This is a genomic window from Nocardia sp. NPDC059236 (assembly GCF_042754085.1).
Taxonomy (GTDB): domain Bacteria; phylum Actinomycetota; class Actinomycetes; order Mycobacteriales; family Mycobacteriaceae; genus Nocardia.
In genome coordinates, this window is record NZ_JBHZAF010000025.1 from 51,104 (window position 1) to 67,890 (window position 16,787).

The window sequence follows — 16,787 nt, forward strand, 5'->3', positions numbered from 1 at the left end:
CGGACGCTGTTCAACGGGTTGCGGCCGGGGAGTCGTGGTGGCGGCGGTCGTAGCGGGCCCGCCATTCGGAGTTCATCGGGAACAGCCCGTCCACGGGATGTCCCGCCGCGACCTGTTCGGCGATCCAGGCGTCCTCGGTTTCCTGGGCGAGCGCCGCGTCGGCGATGTCCTCGGCGAGTGTGGCGGGGATGACGATGACGCCGTCGTCATCGCCGACGATCACGTCTCCGGGGAGCACGGTCGTGCCGCCGCAGGCGATGGCGACGTCGATGTCCCACGGGACGTGTTTGCGGCCGAGGACGGCGGGATGCCCGCCCTGGCTGAATACGGGGATGCCGATCGCGGCGACCGCGGCGATATCGCGAACGCCCCCGTCGGTGACGATGCCCGCGGCGTCGCGTGCCCGGGCGCGGAGTGCGAGTACGTCGCCGAGCGTGCCGGAGTCGCGTTCGCCGCGGGCTTCGATGACGAGGACTTCTCCGGGTGCGACCGTGTCGAAGGCGCGTTTCTGCGCGTTGTAGCCGCCGCCGTGGCTGTGGAACAGGTCCTCGCGGTTCGGTACGAAGCGCAGGGTTTTGGCGGTTCCGACCAGTTTGGTGCCCGGCCGGATCGCGTGCACCCCGTCGATGGCGACATTGTTGAGGCCGTGCCTGCGCAGTGCCTGCGACAGGCCCGCCACCGGTGCCTCCATCAACTTCGCACGGAGGCCGGGTGAGAGTGCTGGTTCGTCGGAAAGCCCTGCGGCCGTTCGTGATCCCCACGCCTCTTCGCGCTGCCGGTCGTCGACCGATGGGAGGGAGCCGAGTGTGGGATCGAAGGCCGCGGAACCCTCGACTACGCGGCTGATGAGGCGGCCGCTGGTGGGGGCGTCCGCGGCGGTCGGCGCATCGACCTCGACCACGACGATGTCACCGGGTTGCGCGACCGATGATCCCGCCGGGGTGCCGGTGAGGATGACATCGCCGGTGTCGAGCGTGAAGTGTTGCGACAGATCGGCGACGATCTGAGTGAGCGGGAAGATCAGGGCCGCCGTGGTGTCGGTCTGCGTCAGTCGCCCGTTGTGCCAGGTCCGTACCCGGATCGTGGCGGGGTCGACCTGCCGTGCGTCGATGAGTTTCGGGCCGAGCGGGGTGTACCCGTCGCGCCCCTTGTTTCGCACGTTGGAGCCCTTGTCATTGGCGCGCAGATCGTAGAGCCCCCAGTCGTTCGCGGCGGTCACCCATGCGACGTGGTTCCAGGCGTCTGTGACGGTGACATTGCGTGCGGGCGTGCCGATTACGAGGGCGACCTCGCCCTCGTAGGCCAGCAACTCCGTTCCGGCGGGGCGTTCGATTTCGGATCCGGGTGCCGCGACCGAGCTGGCGGGTTTGAAGAAGTACGACGGCGCGGCCGGTCGCCGGCCGCGCTGGGCGGCTCGCGACTCATAGCTGAGGTGGACCGCGATGATCTTGCCCGGCGTGGAGATCGGCCCGGTGCGCTGCCGGTTTCCGGCCTGTCCGGTGGCCGGATCCGCTTCATCCTGGTTCATGTCTCACATCAATCTGCTATCAGACCCGCTGGCGGGGTGTGGTGGTTGTGGTCTGCCGCTCGGTCGTTAGCGGGTGGGTGGTGACGTGCACCACGTGTCGACAGTAAACGAGCGTACGCTTATAGTAACCATTCTGTACATCGGTACATGAAGGAAGGTGGAGGTGGCAAATGGACTCACACACACTCGCGGAGTTCACCGCGTGGCCGCCGTCGGAGGAGACGGTGCGCTGCCCATTCGGCTACTTTGCCCAGCTACGAGAGGCCGCGCCGGTTCATCGATTCCCGGAACCGGGTCCCGACGGCGGCCACCTGTATGTCGTGTCCCGCTGGGAGGAATGCGTCGAAGTCCTGCTGCGTGCGGATGATTTCGTCAGCGGCCTCGACGGCATGGAAGCCTTCGAGAACAATCGCGAGCCGCTGGTTGCGCCCGACGCCGGCAGTTTCTACCACGAGAACAGCGTCTTCTTCTCCGATGGCTTGGATCACAAGGTCAAGCGATCCTGGGTGACGCCGCTGGTGTCGCGCGCCCGGCTGGCGCGGGTCCGTCCCATGGTCGAGGCCGAGGTCGACACGCTGATCGACACCTTCATCGGCGACGGCCGCTGCGACTTCCGCGCACAGTTCAGCGACGTGATGCCGATGAAGGTCGTCCGCAGGGTGATGGGCCTGCCCGAGGCCGCCGATCCGATGATCAAGCGACTCTCCGCGGCGCTCGAGATCAATGACAACAACCCGAATCAGACCGAGGATATGGTCGCCGAGCTGCGGGAGGCGTGGACGGGCGTCCTGAATCTCAACGCAGACCTCCTGCTGAGCCGTGAAGCGCGGCCGATCGACGGTGACTACGTATCGGAATTGGTTCAGCGGCAGGTGTCACGTGACGGCGCACTCGATCTCAATGCCCTGTCCAAACATCTCGCCGCGACGGTCTTCGGAGCCGATCACGCCATGGGCGGCCACCTGGCCGATATCGTCGCGCGGCTGGGCCGCGATCCCGAACTGCAGCGACGGGTGCGCGAGGACCGCTCACTGGTCCGCGCCCTGTCCAATGAATCGCTGCGCATCGAGAGCCCGCTGCCGTGGTTGTTTCGCCGCTGCATCGCGAACACCACGCTCGGCGGTGTCGAAATCCCTGCGGGCGCAGTCGTTATGGTCGCTCAGGTGTCGGGAAACCATGATCCGCAGGAGTTTCCGGATCCGGAGGTATTCGATATCGATCGACCCAATATCGAGCGTGACGGCCTCACCCTCGGCCGGGGTGAACATCGATGCGTCGGCGCTGAGATGGCGAAACTACAGGTCGACGTCACCGTGAATCGCCTGCTCGACCGACTTTCCGAGATCAGCCTCGACACCGAGTCCAGCGATCTGCTGCCCAAATTGAGCTACGGATTCCGAATCCCGACCGCTGTCCATCTGACCTTCCGCGCTGCGGTCTGAAAGGAATCCTCATGGCTCACGTGATCACTCGCTCCTGTTGCACGGACGCGTCCTGTATTGCGGTCTGCCCGGTCAACTGCATTCATCCCTCGCCCGGCGAGCCGGATTTCGGCAAGACCGAGATGCTCTACATCGATCCGGCGGTGTGCGTCGACTGCGGTGCGTGCGTCGCGGCCTGCCCCGCGGCCGCGATCGTCCACGAATACGAACTGTCCGAGGATCAGCAGCCCTACCTTGATATCAATGCGCTGTGGTTCGCCGAGCCCGGTCATGCCGACTACAGCCGCACGCCGATCCCGCTGACCGCGAAGAAGTGGAGCGCCGGTCACCTGCGGGTCGCGATCGTCGGTTCCGGCCCGGCGGGCTTCTACGCGGCCGATGAACTGCTGACCCAGCACGGCCTCGACGTCGAGGTGGATATGTTCGAGCGACTGCCCGTGCCGGGCGGTCTGGTGCGTTACGGGGTCGCGCCCGACCATCAGGACACGAAGTCCGTCGCCGAACTGTTCGAGACGACCATGTCCCGCAAGGGTTTCCGGCTGTATCTCAATACCGAGATCGGCGCGGACCTGTCCATGTCGGATCTGGCCGAGCGCTATCACGCGGTCATCGTCGCCACCGGCGCGCTGCGCGATCGTCCGCTCGGTGTGCCCGGCGAACAGCTGGCCGGCTGCCATTCGGCGACCGAGTTCGTCGCCTGGTACAACGGTCATCCGGATTTCCGCGACCGCGCCTTCGACCTCTCGGGCGAGCGGGCGGTGATCGTCGGGAACGGCAATGTGGCGTTGGACGTGGCGCGGATTCTCGTCTCCGGCGCGGATCATCTCGCGCGGACCGATATCGCTGATCATGCCTGGGCCGCACTGGGTTCCAGCAAGATCAGGGAAGTCACAATCATCGGCCGGCGCGGTCCCGGTCAGGCGGCCTTCGCGGCGAAGGAGCTGCTGTCGCTGGTCCGGACGCCAGGGATATCGGTCGAACTCGCCGAGGATCTGGACATCGAGCAGTTCGGCGAGGAATTGTCGCGATCCGGTTCGGTTTCCGGTCGGTTCAAGCTGGACCTGCTGCGCGGTCTGACCGAGGGCTCGAGGGGCGGCGACCGAAAAGTCGTGCTGCGGTTCCTGGCCGAACCGATCGAGATCCTCGGCCGCACGGAGGTCGAAGGCATCCGGCTGCGGCGGACCGAGCTCGAGTTCAGGGCATCGGGCGAAGTGCAGGCCGTCCCAACCGATGTCGTCGAAGACCTGCATTGCGGCCTGGTGCTCAGCGCGGTCGGCTTCCGTGGCTCGGCGGTACCCGGAATCCCGTTCGACGATGTTCGGGGTGTCATCCCCAATCGGTGCGGGACGGTGGTGGATCCGTCGACCGACGCGGCGGTCCCGGGCAGGTACGTCGTCGGTTGGATCAAACGGGGGCCGTCGGGCGTCATCGGCACCAACAAGACCTGCGCGCAGGAGACCGTCGCCGGCATTCTTGCGCACTACCGGGAAGGTCGTCTCGGCACTCCCGACCGTGCGGCACAGGACATTCCACGTCTGGCGCCCGGCCACATCCTGGCCGAAGGCTGGCGTCGCATCGATCAGTACGAGCGGGTCGCCGGTCGGTCGGTGGCACGTCCCCGGGTCAAGCTCGTCGATATCGGCGACATGCTGGCGGTTGCCCGTGGGGGGCCTGAGGGTCCTACCGGCCTGCTCGGGGTGCCTGCCTGCGTGTGACCCGAGCCATACTGCGTTTATTTGAGTACTACATACGTATCATCTAAAGTGAACGGCGGGGCCGGTCTGAGCGGGGATGAGAAACGCATCCGAAGGATGATTCATGAGTTTGGTCAATTGGGAATCGCTCGATGAGCTTCCGTTATTGGCGGTAGGCATCAGTCAGCAGACGCAATATCGGTTGCCGTTCACCGGTGAACTCGCCGGCCGCACGCTCACCCTCGTCGATGGCGACGGCGATGGGCGCGCCTATTACTTCGAGGACGCGCACACCGTGCGAACCGACGGTATCGGCGCCGGGTCCTACGACGCCACGGTCATTCGTGATGGCATCTACCTGGTCGACATGATGTGGGAACGATCGAGCCACCCGGACGCGGTGCCCGGCCTGCCGGTCAACGAGACCTGGGCCCTCGATCTGACATCCGGGCGAGTAACGGCCACAACGTCTTTCGTCCGCGAGCGCACCGACGGACAGTGGTGGGTCCGCAGCGTCGATCGGCACATGTGGCTGGCGGACGGCCCGCGCGCCGGCCGCCACGAACCCTCGTCCGGACTGGCCGGCAAGCGGGTGATCTGGCAGTACAGCGATACCGATCGCTACGACCACGTGTATCTAAACGCACACAATTTCGCGTGGCAGTGCGTATCCGGCGTCGAAGCGGGATTGACCGAGCTGGACCGGACCCGGACCTACGAGGTCGCCGACGGCCTGTACTTCTTCGGCTGGAGCGAGCATGTGCAGCCGGTCGAGTCGATGCTGTTCGTCGACCTGCGCGAGCTGCGGACCAGCGGCCGGATGTTCGGTTGGGAGGCCCGCACCGGCGAGATCCTGCATCACCAATTCAGCGCTCGCGGAGCACTTTTGAACGTGACCACCTACCCCGAACCCTTCGCGTGACCCAGAACGGCTGAGAACGTGAGACAGAACAGAGAAGAAGAGGACATGGACAAGTCGCTGATTTCACACTGGTGGCACAAGATGGAGATCGCCAACGGTGGCCCGATCGCGGAACGTCCCGCGCTCGAGGCCGACGAGGAAGCCGATGTCGCGATCGTGGGCGCCGGCTACACCGGTCTCTACACTGCGCTCGAGCTGCTGAAGGCGGAGCCGACGCTGAAAGTCGTGCTGCTGGACGCCAATGTCGCCGGGTTCGGCGCTTCGGGCCGCAATGGCGGCGCGGTCATCGCGCAGATGAACGGTTCCCGCGCGTTCTGGGCCAAGCAGGGCGGCGGCCGGGATGCCGCGGGCGCGATGGAGCGGGCGGTTCAGGATGCGGTGGCCGAGGTCGGGAAGGTCATCCAGGCGGAGGGCATCGACTGCGGTTACGCCCACAACGGCGTGTTGATGGTGGCGCGAACTCCCTTGGAGGCAGAGCGTTTTCGCGCGGGCGTGCGTGAGGATCGCACCTACGGTTTCGGTCCGGAGGACTCCCGCTATCTCGAGCAGGCCGAGGTGCTCGAGCGCATCGAGATCGCGGGTGCGCTGGGCGCGCGCTGGAGTGCGCACTGCGCCAGCGTCGACGGCGGCCGGCTGGCCCGCGGGCTGGCGCAAGCCGTGGAGCGTCGCGGCGGCGTGATCTACGAGAACTCCGCGGTCGTCCGGATCGAGCCGGGTAAGGCGATCACCGCCCGCGCTGCGGTACACGCCAGGTATGTCATTCGCGCGACCGAGGCTTACAGCCGCTCCATCGAGGGGCATGAACGCGCCGTGGTGCCCATTCATACCTCGATGCTCGCGACCGAGGTGCTCACCGCCGACCAGATCACGCAGCTGCGCTGGTCCGGGCATGAGGCGCTGCTCGCCGAGCATCCGTTCCTGCACCTGCAGTTCACCAGTGACGACCGGATCACCATCGGCGGCGACGATCCGCGGGTGCCGTACCGGTGGGCGTCCGCGCCGAATCCCGATGAGCCCGCGCATCCCAAGGTGCATGACCACTACTACGGTCAGCTCATCAAACTGTTCCCGTTCCTCGAGGGCATCGCCGTCGTGGACAGCTGGCAGGGCGTTTTCGGCGCGACCAAGAAGTGGGCTCCGAACGCGAGCCTCGATGTGCGGTCGGGACTCGGCAATGCCGGCGGTTACGTGGGTGAGGGCCTCGCGCCCGCCAACCTGGTCGGTCGCACGATGCGCGATTTGATCCTGGGTCGCGACACCGAGCTGACCCGTCTCCCGCACGCCAATATGACCTCGGGCAAATGGCAGCCGGAGCCGTTGCGCTACATCGGTTCCGGTGTCGTGTGGGCGGCGCGCGCGGTCGGCGATGCGAGTGAGCATCGCACTGACAAACCGTCGAAGCTCATCGCGGCCGCGAACGGGGTCGCGGGTTTCACCGGACATCTCGGCTGACAACGCAATTCATCGCTGACCCGGCGATTTAACGATACGGCCCGGCGTGCGACCGCACGCCGGGCCTTCCGGCAGAAGGAGTTTCCATGAGCTACATCGTCACCGTGGTGTTCGAATCCGACGTCGAGAATCTCGAGCAGGTCGAGCGGGAGCATCCGGAGATTCTGGCCGGGGTGGGCGCGGCGGCGCAGGGGCGAATGGTCAGCCACACCCGCTATGTGCGCGACGGCTACACCATGGACGTCGATCACTACGAGTCCAGGGAGGCGTACGAGGCGTTCGTCGCCGAGGCCGGTCCGTTCATCCGGCAGTACGCCGATTTCGGCGGTGCCGTGCCGGTCGACACACTGTGGCAGCGCCACGAGAGCTGAGAGCGTGCGTGGGTGCGGGGGCTGAGCGGGAAACAGCCGTTTCTCACTGGCGAAACGTCCGCGAAATCCGAATAGCGTTTCATATGCGAGTACGACTGTAGTACTGTAAGTTCCAGAGTGGCGCGGATCACTACATAGTTGCCTCGGGCCTATGGGTCCGCACAAGCCCATGTGGCGCACGGCGATCCACCGCCGGTCCACCCGAATCCGGGCACAGCTCATCGATCTCTAGGAGTTTGGCGTGACCATTTCCGATAGCGACAGTAGCGTCGCTGTTTCTCCCGCACATCCGCAGCGAACACTCGGCACCTGGAACATCGTCGTCCTGATCATCGCGGCGATGACCCCACTGTCCCTGGTCGTCGGCACGCTGCCGCTGGGACTCGGATTCGGTGGGCCGTCCACCGCCGCCATGTGCCTCATCTCCGGTGCCGTCATCTGGGTGTTCTGCGTGGGTTACGGGCAAATGGTCCGGCGCATCAACCGGCCCGGCGGCTTCTACAGCTACATCACCCGCGGTCTCGGCCGCCCGATCGGCGTCGCGACCGGTGTCGTCGCCGCCGTCGGCTACACCATCTCCCTGATCACCGCGGCGACCGTCCAGGCGGTCGTCACCCGCGACATTCTCGCCTCGACCATGTCGGTGCACGTGGATTGGCGGTGGCTGCTGGTCGTGCAGACGGCGATTGTCGCGATCGCCGCATGGCATCACATCGACTTCAATGCCCGCTTGCTGACCGTCATGGTCGTCGTCGAGGTCATCACGATCATCTGCCTCGTCATCGGGATCATCGCGAATCACGGCATCGGCGTTCTGTCCTTCTCGACCTTCTCCCCGCACGTCTTCACGATCGGCGACTGGCAGGTCGCGTTCATCTTCGCGATCCTCTGCTTCCAGGGTTATGAGGCCGGCGCGATGTACGCTCCCGAGGCCAAGCGGCCCGAAAAGACCGTCCCCCGAGCGCTTTACGGCGCACTCGTCATCCTGACCGGTACGGTCGCCCTGCTCGCCTGGGCGCTGACCGGCATGAGCGGCGCCGAGAACCAGATGCGCGATGTGGCGGACCAGGGTTTCACCGGATACATCTTCGCCACCATCCAGGACAACCTGGGCATGTTCGGTCTGCGCGTCGTCTCGGTGCTGGTGATCGTCGCACAGCTGGCCTGTTCCATCGGCGTCACCAGCTTCTCGGCGCGTTATCTCAACGGCCTCGCCAAGGATGGGGTGCTGCCTTCGGTCCTGGCGAAGAGTAATCGTCACAATGTCCCGAGTACCGGGATCGTGCTTCTCGCAGTGCTTTCCATCGTGACTCCGCTGGCGCTCGCCGCCGTCGGAGTGGATCCGTACACCCAGTTGTCCTCGGCGGGTTTCGGTTTCGGCGCACTCGTGGCCACGACGATCCAGGCCATCGCCTCCGTTGCGGTCATCGCGTACTTCTTCCGCGAGGGCCGCGGTGACATCGCCTGGTGGAAGACCACCCTCGCCCCGGCCGTCGCCGCGATCCTGCTCGTCGTCGCCCTGATCATCGAGATCAATGGATTCGCCTACATCACAGGCCAGTCCGTCGCCTGGACGACCTACATCCCGTGGGTGCTGCCTCTGTTGTGGGCAGCGGGGGCGGGGCTCGCCCTTTACTTGAAACTGCGTCGCCCGCGTGTTTATGCGGGGCTCGCGGCTGGTGACACGGCGGAGGAGGCGGAAGTGCTCCGGTCGGCCCGTCTGGCCGCGCAGGAATGACGTCCGCCCAGTGACCGGTCGGGTGTTGCTCCCGAAATCGGAAACTACGGCTTCCCGGCATTGTCGGCCTGAGTTCCTCACGCAGTGCGGTTTTGTGCCGGGCCAGTGTGTCGCGGGCGGGTTTCTTCACTCGATCGGTGAAGTCGGCGAATTCTTCTTTCAGGCTTCGCATTTCGCGTATCCCTCCCTGGGCGGACCTGATCTGCCCGGGGTAGGGAAGGATACCGACAGAGGCGGTCGGGTTCTCGCCGTATTGCGAAAGCTCTGCTCGTCGAGAGCAGAGCTTCAAACCGCTCAGCAATCGGGTTTCTCGCCAGGCCGGAAGTCAACCACCGCAATCGCGGTGGCTTCCTCTAGAGCGATCCCGGTACGGCTCAATGCCTCTTGTCGCAGAACCAGTGATGGCCGTCGGTCTTGGCCGTAGTGTTCTTGTAGAACGTGTCGCAGTACCGCTGGACGTCGATGCTGCTCGGCAGGTGCGGGTTCAACTGATCGGACATGACGCCTCATCTCAGCCAGTCGGGTCGGTGTTCGAGAACATCAGTGACGGTACGGACGGCATTCGCCACGGCTTCGGCGGCGGTGGTTCCGGCGGCGATCATGTCCTCGCGGCCCCTGATCCGCACCACGCATCCGACGAACGGGGCGTCCGGCCACGGTAGCGGCTGGCCGATTTGGATCAGGGGCGCGAACTCGCCTGGCGGCGGACCAAGATGGTTGCCGACCGAGACAGCAGGGGCATGGTCCTCGCTGGTCATGCCGGGCGATGCTACCCCGTGGGGCTGGCGCAGTGATAGAACCCGGGAGTAGCGCCGCTGGTCACGCTGCCGACCCAAATCCAGTCTCCCCATACGGGCATCCCGTCTACGGCAGTATCACCCTGATGCCTGCACACGCAGTATGCCTCGCCCGCTGCAGCGTTCATGCGCGTGTCCGATCGAGGGTCATACGGTGCCGGGCGCACCCTTCGGGGCAGCACTCCGTTGTGCGCCAACACGGTTCGCCGATCGCGGCCGAGACGAAACGGATGGCAGTTATCGATGCTCACCGCGCCATGGGTGGCGTAGCGGCCGTGGAACAGCGCCGGCCGATCCGGATACCGTCTCCGGACAGCGGTGAAATCGTCGATCACTTCCTCGGCGTCCATGCCGCGGCCGACCAGAATCCCGGTGCCGGTGACCACCGCGAAACCATGACCGTCTCGATTGACGCGCGCACCGTTTCGCAATGCACCGACATCGGGGTTTGTTCCCGGCGGGAGAAAACTCAGCAGGCACACGCGAGTCCTCCATCTCCGCCCGAAGCGGTGCGCATCGTCATCCGGGACCCGTCTGTGGTGCGGGATCTCCGGTCGACCGCCGGTCTGGGTCGGTCATGGATTGCACGAGTTGTTGAGATCCGGTATTTCCGCGATTACATGCCCCTGACGGACATCTACCGGTATCTGGGGCGGTGCTATGAGAATCATCGAAGACAGTTGACGGTCACCGGCGTTCGCGGCTTGTGATGGCCTCTGGTGTGTCGGTCAGTGCGGTGAGGGCGGGGATGCCGACGGGTTCGGTGTCGAGTGCGGGGATGATGGCGTAGCGCTGGGTGTGGTGGGTGACCCGGTCGATCGGGGCGAGTTCGGCGTTGGCGCGGCGTTGCAGGAGCGGGTCGGTGGGTGCGGCGGCGGCGAGGCTGTTGTTGACGATCCAGGCCCAGGGGTGGATACCGGCGCGTTCGAGATCTGTTTGCAGGTCGAGGGCTTCGAGGACCGGGGTGGTTTCGGGCAGGGTGATCAGCAGGACTTTGGTCGCGGAGGGGTTCTGCAGGCGCATCAACGGGGTGGTGAACCGGGTGCCGGGCGCGAGTTGTCGCACGATGTCGCGGTGGTAGGAGCCGGTGGCGTCGAGCAGGAGCAGGGTGTGTCCGGTCGGGGCGGTGTCGATAACGACGAAGCGGCGCCGGGATTCGGCGATCACTTGGGAGAAGGCTTGGAAGACAGCGACTTCGTCGGTGCACGGGGAGAGCAGGTCTTCAGCGAGGGCGGCGCGGCCGGCGTCATCGAGGGCGGAGCCTTTGGCGGCCATCACGCGGGCACGGTAGTCCTCGACCGCCTGGGTGGGGTCGATGCGGGACAGGTGAAGGTGATCGATGCTGCCGCCGAGGGTTTCGGCGAGGTTGGCGGCGGGGTCGGTGGTCGACAGGTGCACGTCGTGACCTCGGCGGGCCAAGGCCACCGCGACCGCGGCTGCGACGGTCGTCTTGCCGACTCCGCCTTTGCCCATGCACATGATCAGGCACGGACCGTCGCCTTCGATATCGTCGATCAGCTGCGCCAACGATGCGTGTGCCGGGGCGTTCGGTGCTGCTGTGGTGGCCGGTGATGGTGGGGTGGGGTCGAACAAGGTGGTCAGGGCCTCGATGCCGACGATATTGGCTGGTTTGAGTTCGATGAGGTCTCGCGGGAGGTCCGCGACGGTGTCGGGCATGGCGGCGAGCGCGGCGCGTTCACGGCGTTGGACGGCGGCGGCCAGTGGGTCGGTGGCCTGGATGGTGTCGGGCAGGACGCCGTTGACGACGACGTACTGGTTGTTCATGCCGATGGCGGCGAGTTCTGTTCGGGTGCGGGCGATTTCGGTCAGCGTCGAGCGGGAGGGGCGGGCGACCAGGACGACTCGGGTACGGTGCGGGTCGGCGAGTGTGCTCACCGCCGCGGCGTAGACGGTCTTGTGCTTGTCCAGCCCCGACAGTGGTCCCAGGCAGGTGGCATCTCCACCGCCGGTTAGGAATTGGCTCCAACTTCCGGGCAGTTGCAGCAGGCGGATGGTGTGCCCGGTCGGTGCGGTGTCGAACAGGATGTGGTCGTAGCCACCGGTGTCGTCGGTGAGCAGCATGGTGAACTCGTTGAACGAGGCGATCTCGGTGGTGCACGAGCCGGACAATTGCTCGGTCATCGCCGCGATATCGGTGTCGGAGACGGTGCCGCGCAGCGGTGCGATGATCCGTTCCCGGTATGCCTGCACGGCCTGTTCGGGGTCGATCTCGAGGGCCCACAGACCGTCGACTCCCGGGATCGCGGTGACGGTGTTGCCGATCGCGAGCCCGAACACCTGGCCCACGTTCGATGCCGGATCGGTGGAGACCAGCAGTACCCGCTTGCCCACGCGTGCCAGCTTCACCGCCGCCGCGCAAGCCACCGAGGTCTTGCCGACACCGCCCTTGCCGGTGAAGAACAAGAACCTAGGGGCCTCGGCGAGGAACTTCACGACAGTCATCGACTCCAACACCTCTCGATCACACACGACACCAACGGACCTACCCCGATCCCGGCTCCATCCGACCGCACCGACCCGCCACACCGGCAGGGCCGAAGGTCACCGGACATCGGGCCGAACAGCGACAGCGCCGGTCGCAATCAGGTGCAGCAGTTGGGGTCCAGCACGAGGCACAAGGCGGCCAGCGCGTCACGGCGAGCGCGGTGGTATGTGTTCATGCCACGGCGTTCGGACTCGACCAGCCCGGCCTTCTTCAACTGCCCCAGGTGATGGCTGACCGTGGACTCGGCCAGCCCGACCGCCACGGCCAGGTCACCGGTGTTCTTTTCACCGCCGACGCCACTCAGCAGCAGCGACATCAACCGCACCCGAGCCGGGTCTGCAAGGGCCTTGAGCCGCAACGCCACTTCGAGCGCGGCAGCGTCGTCCACCGGTCCGGCGGCCACCGGGGCACAGCAGACCGGGGCGGACATGTCGATCACGGGCAGTGCCTTGGGCATGCGACCCACCTTCTTGACATATGTCGAAGAATTGGCGCAGACTCGGTCAAACGAGTTCTTCGACATATGTCTCACAAGTGGAGGTACGGTCTCATGTCCCGCGTCCAGCTCGCCCTCAACGTCGACGACCTCGACCAGGCGATCACGTTCTACTCGACCCTGTTCAATGCCGAGCCGGCCAAGCGCAAGCCCGGCTACGCCAACTTCGCCATCGCCGAACCCCTGCTCAAGCTGGTGCTCATCGAGAACCCCGGCCACGGCGGCAGCCTCAACCACCTCGGTGTCGAGGTCGAATCCAGCGACCAGGTCCACGGCGAGATCGCGCGCCTGTCGGCCGCCGGCATGTTCACCGAGGAGCAGATCGCGACCACCTGTTGCTTCGCCACCCAGGACAAGGTCTGGGTGACCGCCCCCGACGCCGAGCGCTGGGAGGTCTACACCGTGCTGGCCGACAGCGAAACCTTCAGCACCGCACCGGTATTGGCCTCCGGTGAAACCGCCGACGACGCGCAGGCCATGGCGGTCTGCTGCGGCACCGCCGAGGAAGCCGCCGCCGAGGGTGCGTGCTGCGGCAGCGCCGCCAAGGCCGACACCGTCGCCTCCGGCGCATCCTGCTGCGGCTGACCTTCCGGTTCGTTCACCTGATGTTCGCTTGCCCGTGGGTCGTGGGTGTACTACCGCGTCGAACCCGCCGCGCTGCAACAACTGTCGGCGCTGCTCGACATCACCGCTGCGGTGGAGGTGGCCCGATGACGACGTTGACGCGGCGGCTGCTCGCCGAATTCGTCGGTACCGGGCTGCTGGTGGCGGTCGTGGTCGGGTCCGGCATCGCCGCCCAGCAGCTGTCCCCGAACGATGTCGGGGTGCAGTTGCTGGAGAACTCGACCGCGACCGTGTTCGGGCTGGGCATCCTGATCCTGATGTTCGGCCCGGTCTCCGGCGCCCACTTCAATCCCGTCGTCTCCGCCGCCGATTGGCTGGCCGGACGCCGCCGCGGCACCGGCCTCACGACCACCGACCTCGCCGCCTATAGCGGCGCGCAGGTCCTCGGCGGTATAGCCGGGTCGGTGCTGGTTCGGCCTACTGGTTCACCAGCTCCACCAGCTTCGCCAACCCGGCCGTCACCATCGGCCGCGTCTTCTCCGACACCTTCGCCGGCATCGCCCCTGCCTCGGTCCCCGCCTACATCGCCGCTCAAATCGTCGGTGCCGCAGTCGGACTCATCCTGATCGGGCTGATCTATCCCGACCCGGTTCCGGCCGAGAACATCGGCACACCCGACCCCGCACCCGAACACCCGCTCACCGATCCGGGGAGCACCCCATGACAGACCACCCCGTCGCCCTGCCCGACCACATCCGCGCCACCCTCACCGTCGACCAGCAACTCGCCTTGAAAACCGCCGCCGCCCGATTACAAGACGAGTTCGCCGACACCTTCGGCGTGGAGACGATCGAGAAGTTCCTGTACTCCTCCTACGACCAATTCGCCTCCCGCGCCACAGTTCTCAACTTCCTGCCGCTGCTGGCCGAACGCTTCGCCCGCCAGCGCCTGCAAGCACTGGCCAAGGTCGAAGGCAAAGCGCTCACCGGCAAGCCCACCGTGCTGTTCCTGTGCACCCACAACGCCGGACGCTCCCAAATGGCCCTCGGTCATTTCGCCCACCTCGCCGGGGATGCCGCGGTTGCCTGGTCCGGTGGCTCCGAGCCCGGTGACCAGATCAACCCGGTCGCGATCGAGGCGATGGCCGAGATCGGTATCGACATCGCCCGCGAGTACCCCAAGCCGTGGACCGAGGAGATTCTGCGGGCCGCCGATGTGATCGTCACCATGGGCTGCGGCGACGCCTGCCCCTACTTCCCCGGCAAGCAATACCTCGACTGGAAACTCGACGACCCCGCCGGCCAAGGCATCGACGCCGTCCGACCCATCCGCGACGAAATCCGCACCCGCGTAGAAAAACTCCTCACCGAACTGCTGCCCACCCCATAACAGGCAGCGGCCCAAACACCCGCTGTACCGTATACCGCGCTGACCGAACCGGCCAGCGCGAGCGCTCCGAAGATCAACAGGCTGAGATCATCTCACCCGACTGGGCCCGCCAGCTGTGCACGGAAATGCCGAATGCAGAACGTTTGGTCAGAAGCCTTTGACTCTGAGCGGCGGAGCGCGACCATCGTTGTGTGAGTGTGCCGGCGCTCGGACCGAGGTGAAGCGATGTCACAACCGAACGTCGACCGTGACGCATTGGCAGCAGATCTCGAGCGGGCACGAACCGATTTCCATCACCTGCTCAGCACCACCGGTGAGGGTGAGTGGGGGGCGCCGACGAACGGAACGCGTTGGACCAACGAAGAGCTGCTGTTCCATATGGTGTTCGGCTACATGATCGTTCAGAAGCTCCTCATTCTCGTGCGACTGTTCGGCCGCCTACCCAGTGCTGCCAGCAGCGCGAACTCGAAGGTCCTCAACGCGGTGACCAAGCCGTTCGACATGGTCAACTTCTACGGCTCCCGCCTGGCGGCGCGCGTGTACAACCGGCGCAGGATGGGCGCGAAGATGGACCGCGTCATCGCGTCGTTGCAGCAGTCCCTACGCCGCGAGACCTCGGCGGACTTCGCCCGCGGTATGCAGTACCCGAATCGTTGGGACCCGTACTTCCGCGCGTACATGACTCTCGCCGATATCTACCGGTATCCGGGGCAGCACTACGACCATCACCGAAAACAGTTGACGGTCACCGGTGTTCGGGAACCGTAGGCGGTGATCACTGGATGCACCCCTTGTAGTGCAGCTTCTGCCGAGCAATGGGCGTCAATCGTGCCCGCAAACCTTGATCGCCGACAACAGGAGCAGGGCGGCCAGTGCCGGGATGAGAGCAACGCCGGGGATCACGCCCAGCAGCAGCCCACCGAGAACCGTTCCCACGATCGATCCAGCGGCCATGGTCGCCACGAATCGGGTGTTCTCGCGGAGGACATGGAAGCTGTTGTCGCGACCGTAGCGCGCGAAGGTGACCAGCATGGTCGGCGAGGACACCAGCAGCGAGAGACTTCGCGATTTTGATGTGGCTCCTTGGAACTGGTCCGCGCTTGTGAGAGCTGAGGCAGAGTGATCATCGGGGAGGTCACTGTGCCGAAGTCGTATTCGTTATCTGTGCGTCGTCAGGTGTCTGCGCGGCTGCGCAGCGGGGAACCCGTCGCCGAGATCGCCTCGGAGACAGGCATTTCGCCGGCCCTGGAATCGTTCGGCACCGTGGGTGATGCCCCGATAACGCCGTCATGGAGTCGTTCTGGGGACGCATGCAGACCGAACTGCTCGACACCCGGAAGTGGTCCAGTCCTCGGACAGGTTCGCACCAGTCGTGTTCGGCCAGCAGAGCTGCACGGATTCGGCGCTTCCCGTAAATCCCACGGGAGCGGCGGTGGATCACCTCGACGCGCGTTGTCCAAAGCCCTACACCTACAGGGAGTTTCGGCTCATGACCCGGCAGTGCGTGGCAGGCGCTGTTGATCAATCACCGTCGCGGCCATCCTGATGAGAACATCGAGCAGCGGGGTCCGTGTCAGTGAGATCGGACCTCGCCCTCGTCTTTCGGCGGTGTTGGGGGTCGCTGGGGTTGACGGATCTGGTTGGTGGGCCGCCCACAGCCGATGTTGGGCCAAGGCCGGACCGAAACGACAAACACTGACCCGCGAGACAACAACGCTGGCACGCCAACGCCGAACCGAGGGCGGGGCGGTCGTGAGTGCTGGCTCGGGTCAGCCGGGCGTGGGGGGGGGGGGCGCCCCCCGCCGGGGAATTACCCGGGGGCCCCGGGGCCCCCACGTGGCCGCCCGGGGGGGGGATAACTGGCGTTTGGAAGGCGCTTGTCAGTGTT

Annotated in this window: 17 protein-coding genes; 10 read left to right on the plus strand and 7 right to left on the minus strand. The window is 65.7% G+C overall.

Annotated elements, in window-relative coordinates:
* Positions 1-10: 10 nt before the first annotated feature.
* Entirely contained in the window at positions 11-1,528 is a 1,518-nt protein-coding gene (locus tag ACFXIV_RS40975; protein WP_379402262.1) for a fumarylacetoacetate hydrolase family protein, read from the minus strand.
* A 170-nt stretch (positions 1,529-1,698) separates the two neighbouring features.
* Here ACFXIV_RS40975 and ACFXIV_RS40980 point away from each other — a divergent pair, with 170 nt between their 5' ends.
* The 6 genes from ACFXIV_RS40980 to ACFXIV_RS41005 all read left to right on the plus strand — a co-directional run bounded on the left by ACFXIV_RS40980 (position 1,699) and on the right by ACFXIV_RS41005 (position 9,147).
* Positions 1,699-2,970 (plus strand): cytochrome P450, encoded by a 1,272-nt coding sequence (locus ACFXIV_RS40980; RefSeq protein ID WP_379402261.1) that lies wholly within the window; start codon positions 1,699-1,701, stop codon positions 2,968-2,970.
* Positions 2,971-2,981: 11 nt separating this feature from the next.
* Positions 2,982-4,685: an FAD-dependent oxidoreductase gene (locus ACFXIV_RS40985; protein WP_379402260.1), complete on the plus strand. Its 1,704-nt coding sequence runs from the start codon at positions 2,982-2,984 to the stop codon at positions 4,683-4,685.
* 103 nt (positions 4,686-4,788) lie between these two features.
* Positions 4,789-5,586 (plus strand): MoaF C-terminal domain-containing protein, encoded by a 798-nt coding sequence (locus ACFXIV_RS40990; protein ID WP_379402259.1) that lies wholly within the window; start codon positions 4,789-4,791, stop codon positions 5,584-5,586.
* A gap of 45 nt (positions 5,587-5,631) precedes the next feature.
* Entirely contained in the window at positions 5,632-7,038 is a 1,407-nt protein-coding gene (locus ACFXIV_RS40995) for an NAD(P)/FAD-dependent oxidoreductase (protein ID WP_379402258.1), read from the plus strand.
* Between the two features lie 86 nt (positions 7,039-7,124).
* Positions 7,125-7,409, plus strand: coding sequence for a hypothetical protein (locus ACFXIV_RS41000; protein ID WP_379402257.1), 285 nt, complete (start codon positions 7,125-7,127; stop codon positions 7,407-7,409).
* 241 nt (positions 7,410-7,650) lie between these two features.
* A complete protein-coding gene (locus ACFXIV_RS41005) occupies positions 7,651-9,147 on the plus strand; it encodes an APC family permease (protein WP_379402256.1) in 1,497 nt (498 codons plus the stop codon).
* Positions 9,148-9,521: 374 nt separating this feature from the next.
* On the opposite strand, the gene ACFXIV_RS41010 is transcribed toward ACFXIV_RS41005, so the two are convergent.
* The 5 genes from ACFXIV_RS41010 to ACFXIV_RS41030 form a co-directional block, all read right to left on the minus strand.
* Positions 9,522-9,647, minus strand: a complete 126-nt coding sequence (locus ACFXIV_RS41010) for a hypothetical protein (RefSeq protein ID WP_379402255.1) — start codon at positions 9,645-9,647, stop codon at positions 9,522-9,524.
* 6 nt (positions 9,648-9,653) lie between these two features.
* The gene (locus ACFXIV_RS41015; protein ID WP_379402254.1) at positions 9,654-9,905 is read right to left on the minus strand and encodes a hypothetical protein; all 252 of its coding nucleotides are present in this window, start codon (positions 9,903-9,905) and stop codon (positions 9,654-9,656) included.
* 11 nt (positions 9,906-9,916) lie between these two features.
* Entirely contained in the window at positions 9,917-10,426 is a 510-nt protein-coding gene (locus ACFXIV_RS41020) for a class II glutamine amidotransferase (protein WP_379421431.1), read from the minus strand.
* A gap of 205 nt (positions 10,427-10,631) precedes the next feature.
* Complete coding sequence (gene arsA / locus ACFXIV_RS41025; RefSeq protein ID WP_379402253.1) at positions 10,632-12,407, minus strand: arsenical pump-driving ATPase; 1,776 nt, start codon at positions 12,405-12,407, stop codon at positions 10,632-10,634.
* A 140-nt stretch (positions 12,408-12,547) separates the two neighbouring features.
* Positions 12,548-12,907 (minus strand): Rv2640c family ArsR-like transcriptional regulator, encoded by a 360-nt coding sequence (locus ACFXIV_RS41030; RefSeq protein WP_379402252.1) that lies wholly within the window; start codon positions 12,905-12,907, stop codon positions 12,548-12,550.
* A gap of 93 nt (positions 12,908-13,000) precedes the next feature.
* Here ACFXIV_RS41030 and ACFXIV_RS41035 point away from each other — a divergent pair, with 93 nt between their 5' ends.
* The 4 genes from ACFXIV_RS41035 (at position 13,001) to ACFXIV_RS41050 (ending at position 15,667) form a co-directional block, all read left to right on the plus strand.
* Positions 13,001-13,531 carry an ArsI/CadI family heavy metal resistance metalloenzyme gene (locus ACFXIV_RS41035; protein ID WP_379402251.1) on the plus strand — a complete coding sequence of 177 codons (531 nt, stop codon included), beginning with the start codon at positions 13,001-13,003 and terminating at the stop codon, positions 13,529-13,531.
* A 125-nt stretch (positions 13,532-13,656) separates the two neighbouring features.
* Positions 13,657-14,136: an aquaporin gene (locus ACFXIV_RS41040; protein ID WP_379402250.1), complete on the plus strand. Its 480-nt coding sequence runs from the start codon at positions 13,657-13,659 to the stop codon at positions 14,134-14,136.
* Between the two features lie 94 nt (positions 14,137-14,230).
* Positions 14,231-14,899, plus strand: coding sequence for an arsenate reductase ArsC (locus tag ACFXIV_RS41045; protein WP_379402249.1), 669 nt, complete (start codon positions 14,231-14,233; stop codon positions 14,897-14,899).
* Between the two features lie 225 nt (positions 14,900-15,124).
* A complete protein-coding gene (locus tag ACFXIV_RS41050) occupies positions 15,125-15,667 on the plus strand; it encodes a DinB family protein (RefSeq protein WP_379402248.1) in 543 nt (180 codons plus the stop codon).
* Between the two features lie 54 nt (positions 15,668-15,721).
* Here the strand turns inward: ACFXIV_RS41050 and ACFXIV_RS41055 are convergent, their stop codons facing one another.
* A complete protein-coding gene (locus ACFXIV_RS41055; RefSeq protein WP_379402247.1) occupies positions 15,722-15,946 on the minus strand; it encodes a hypothetical protein in 225 nt (74 codons plus the stop codon).
* Positions 15,947-16,787 lie beyond the last annotated feature (841 nt).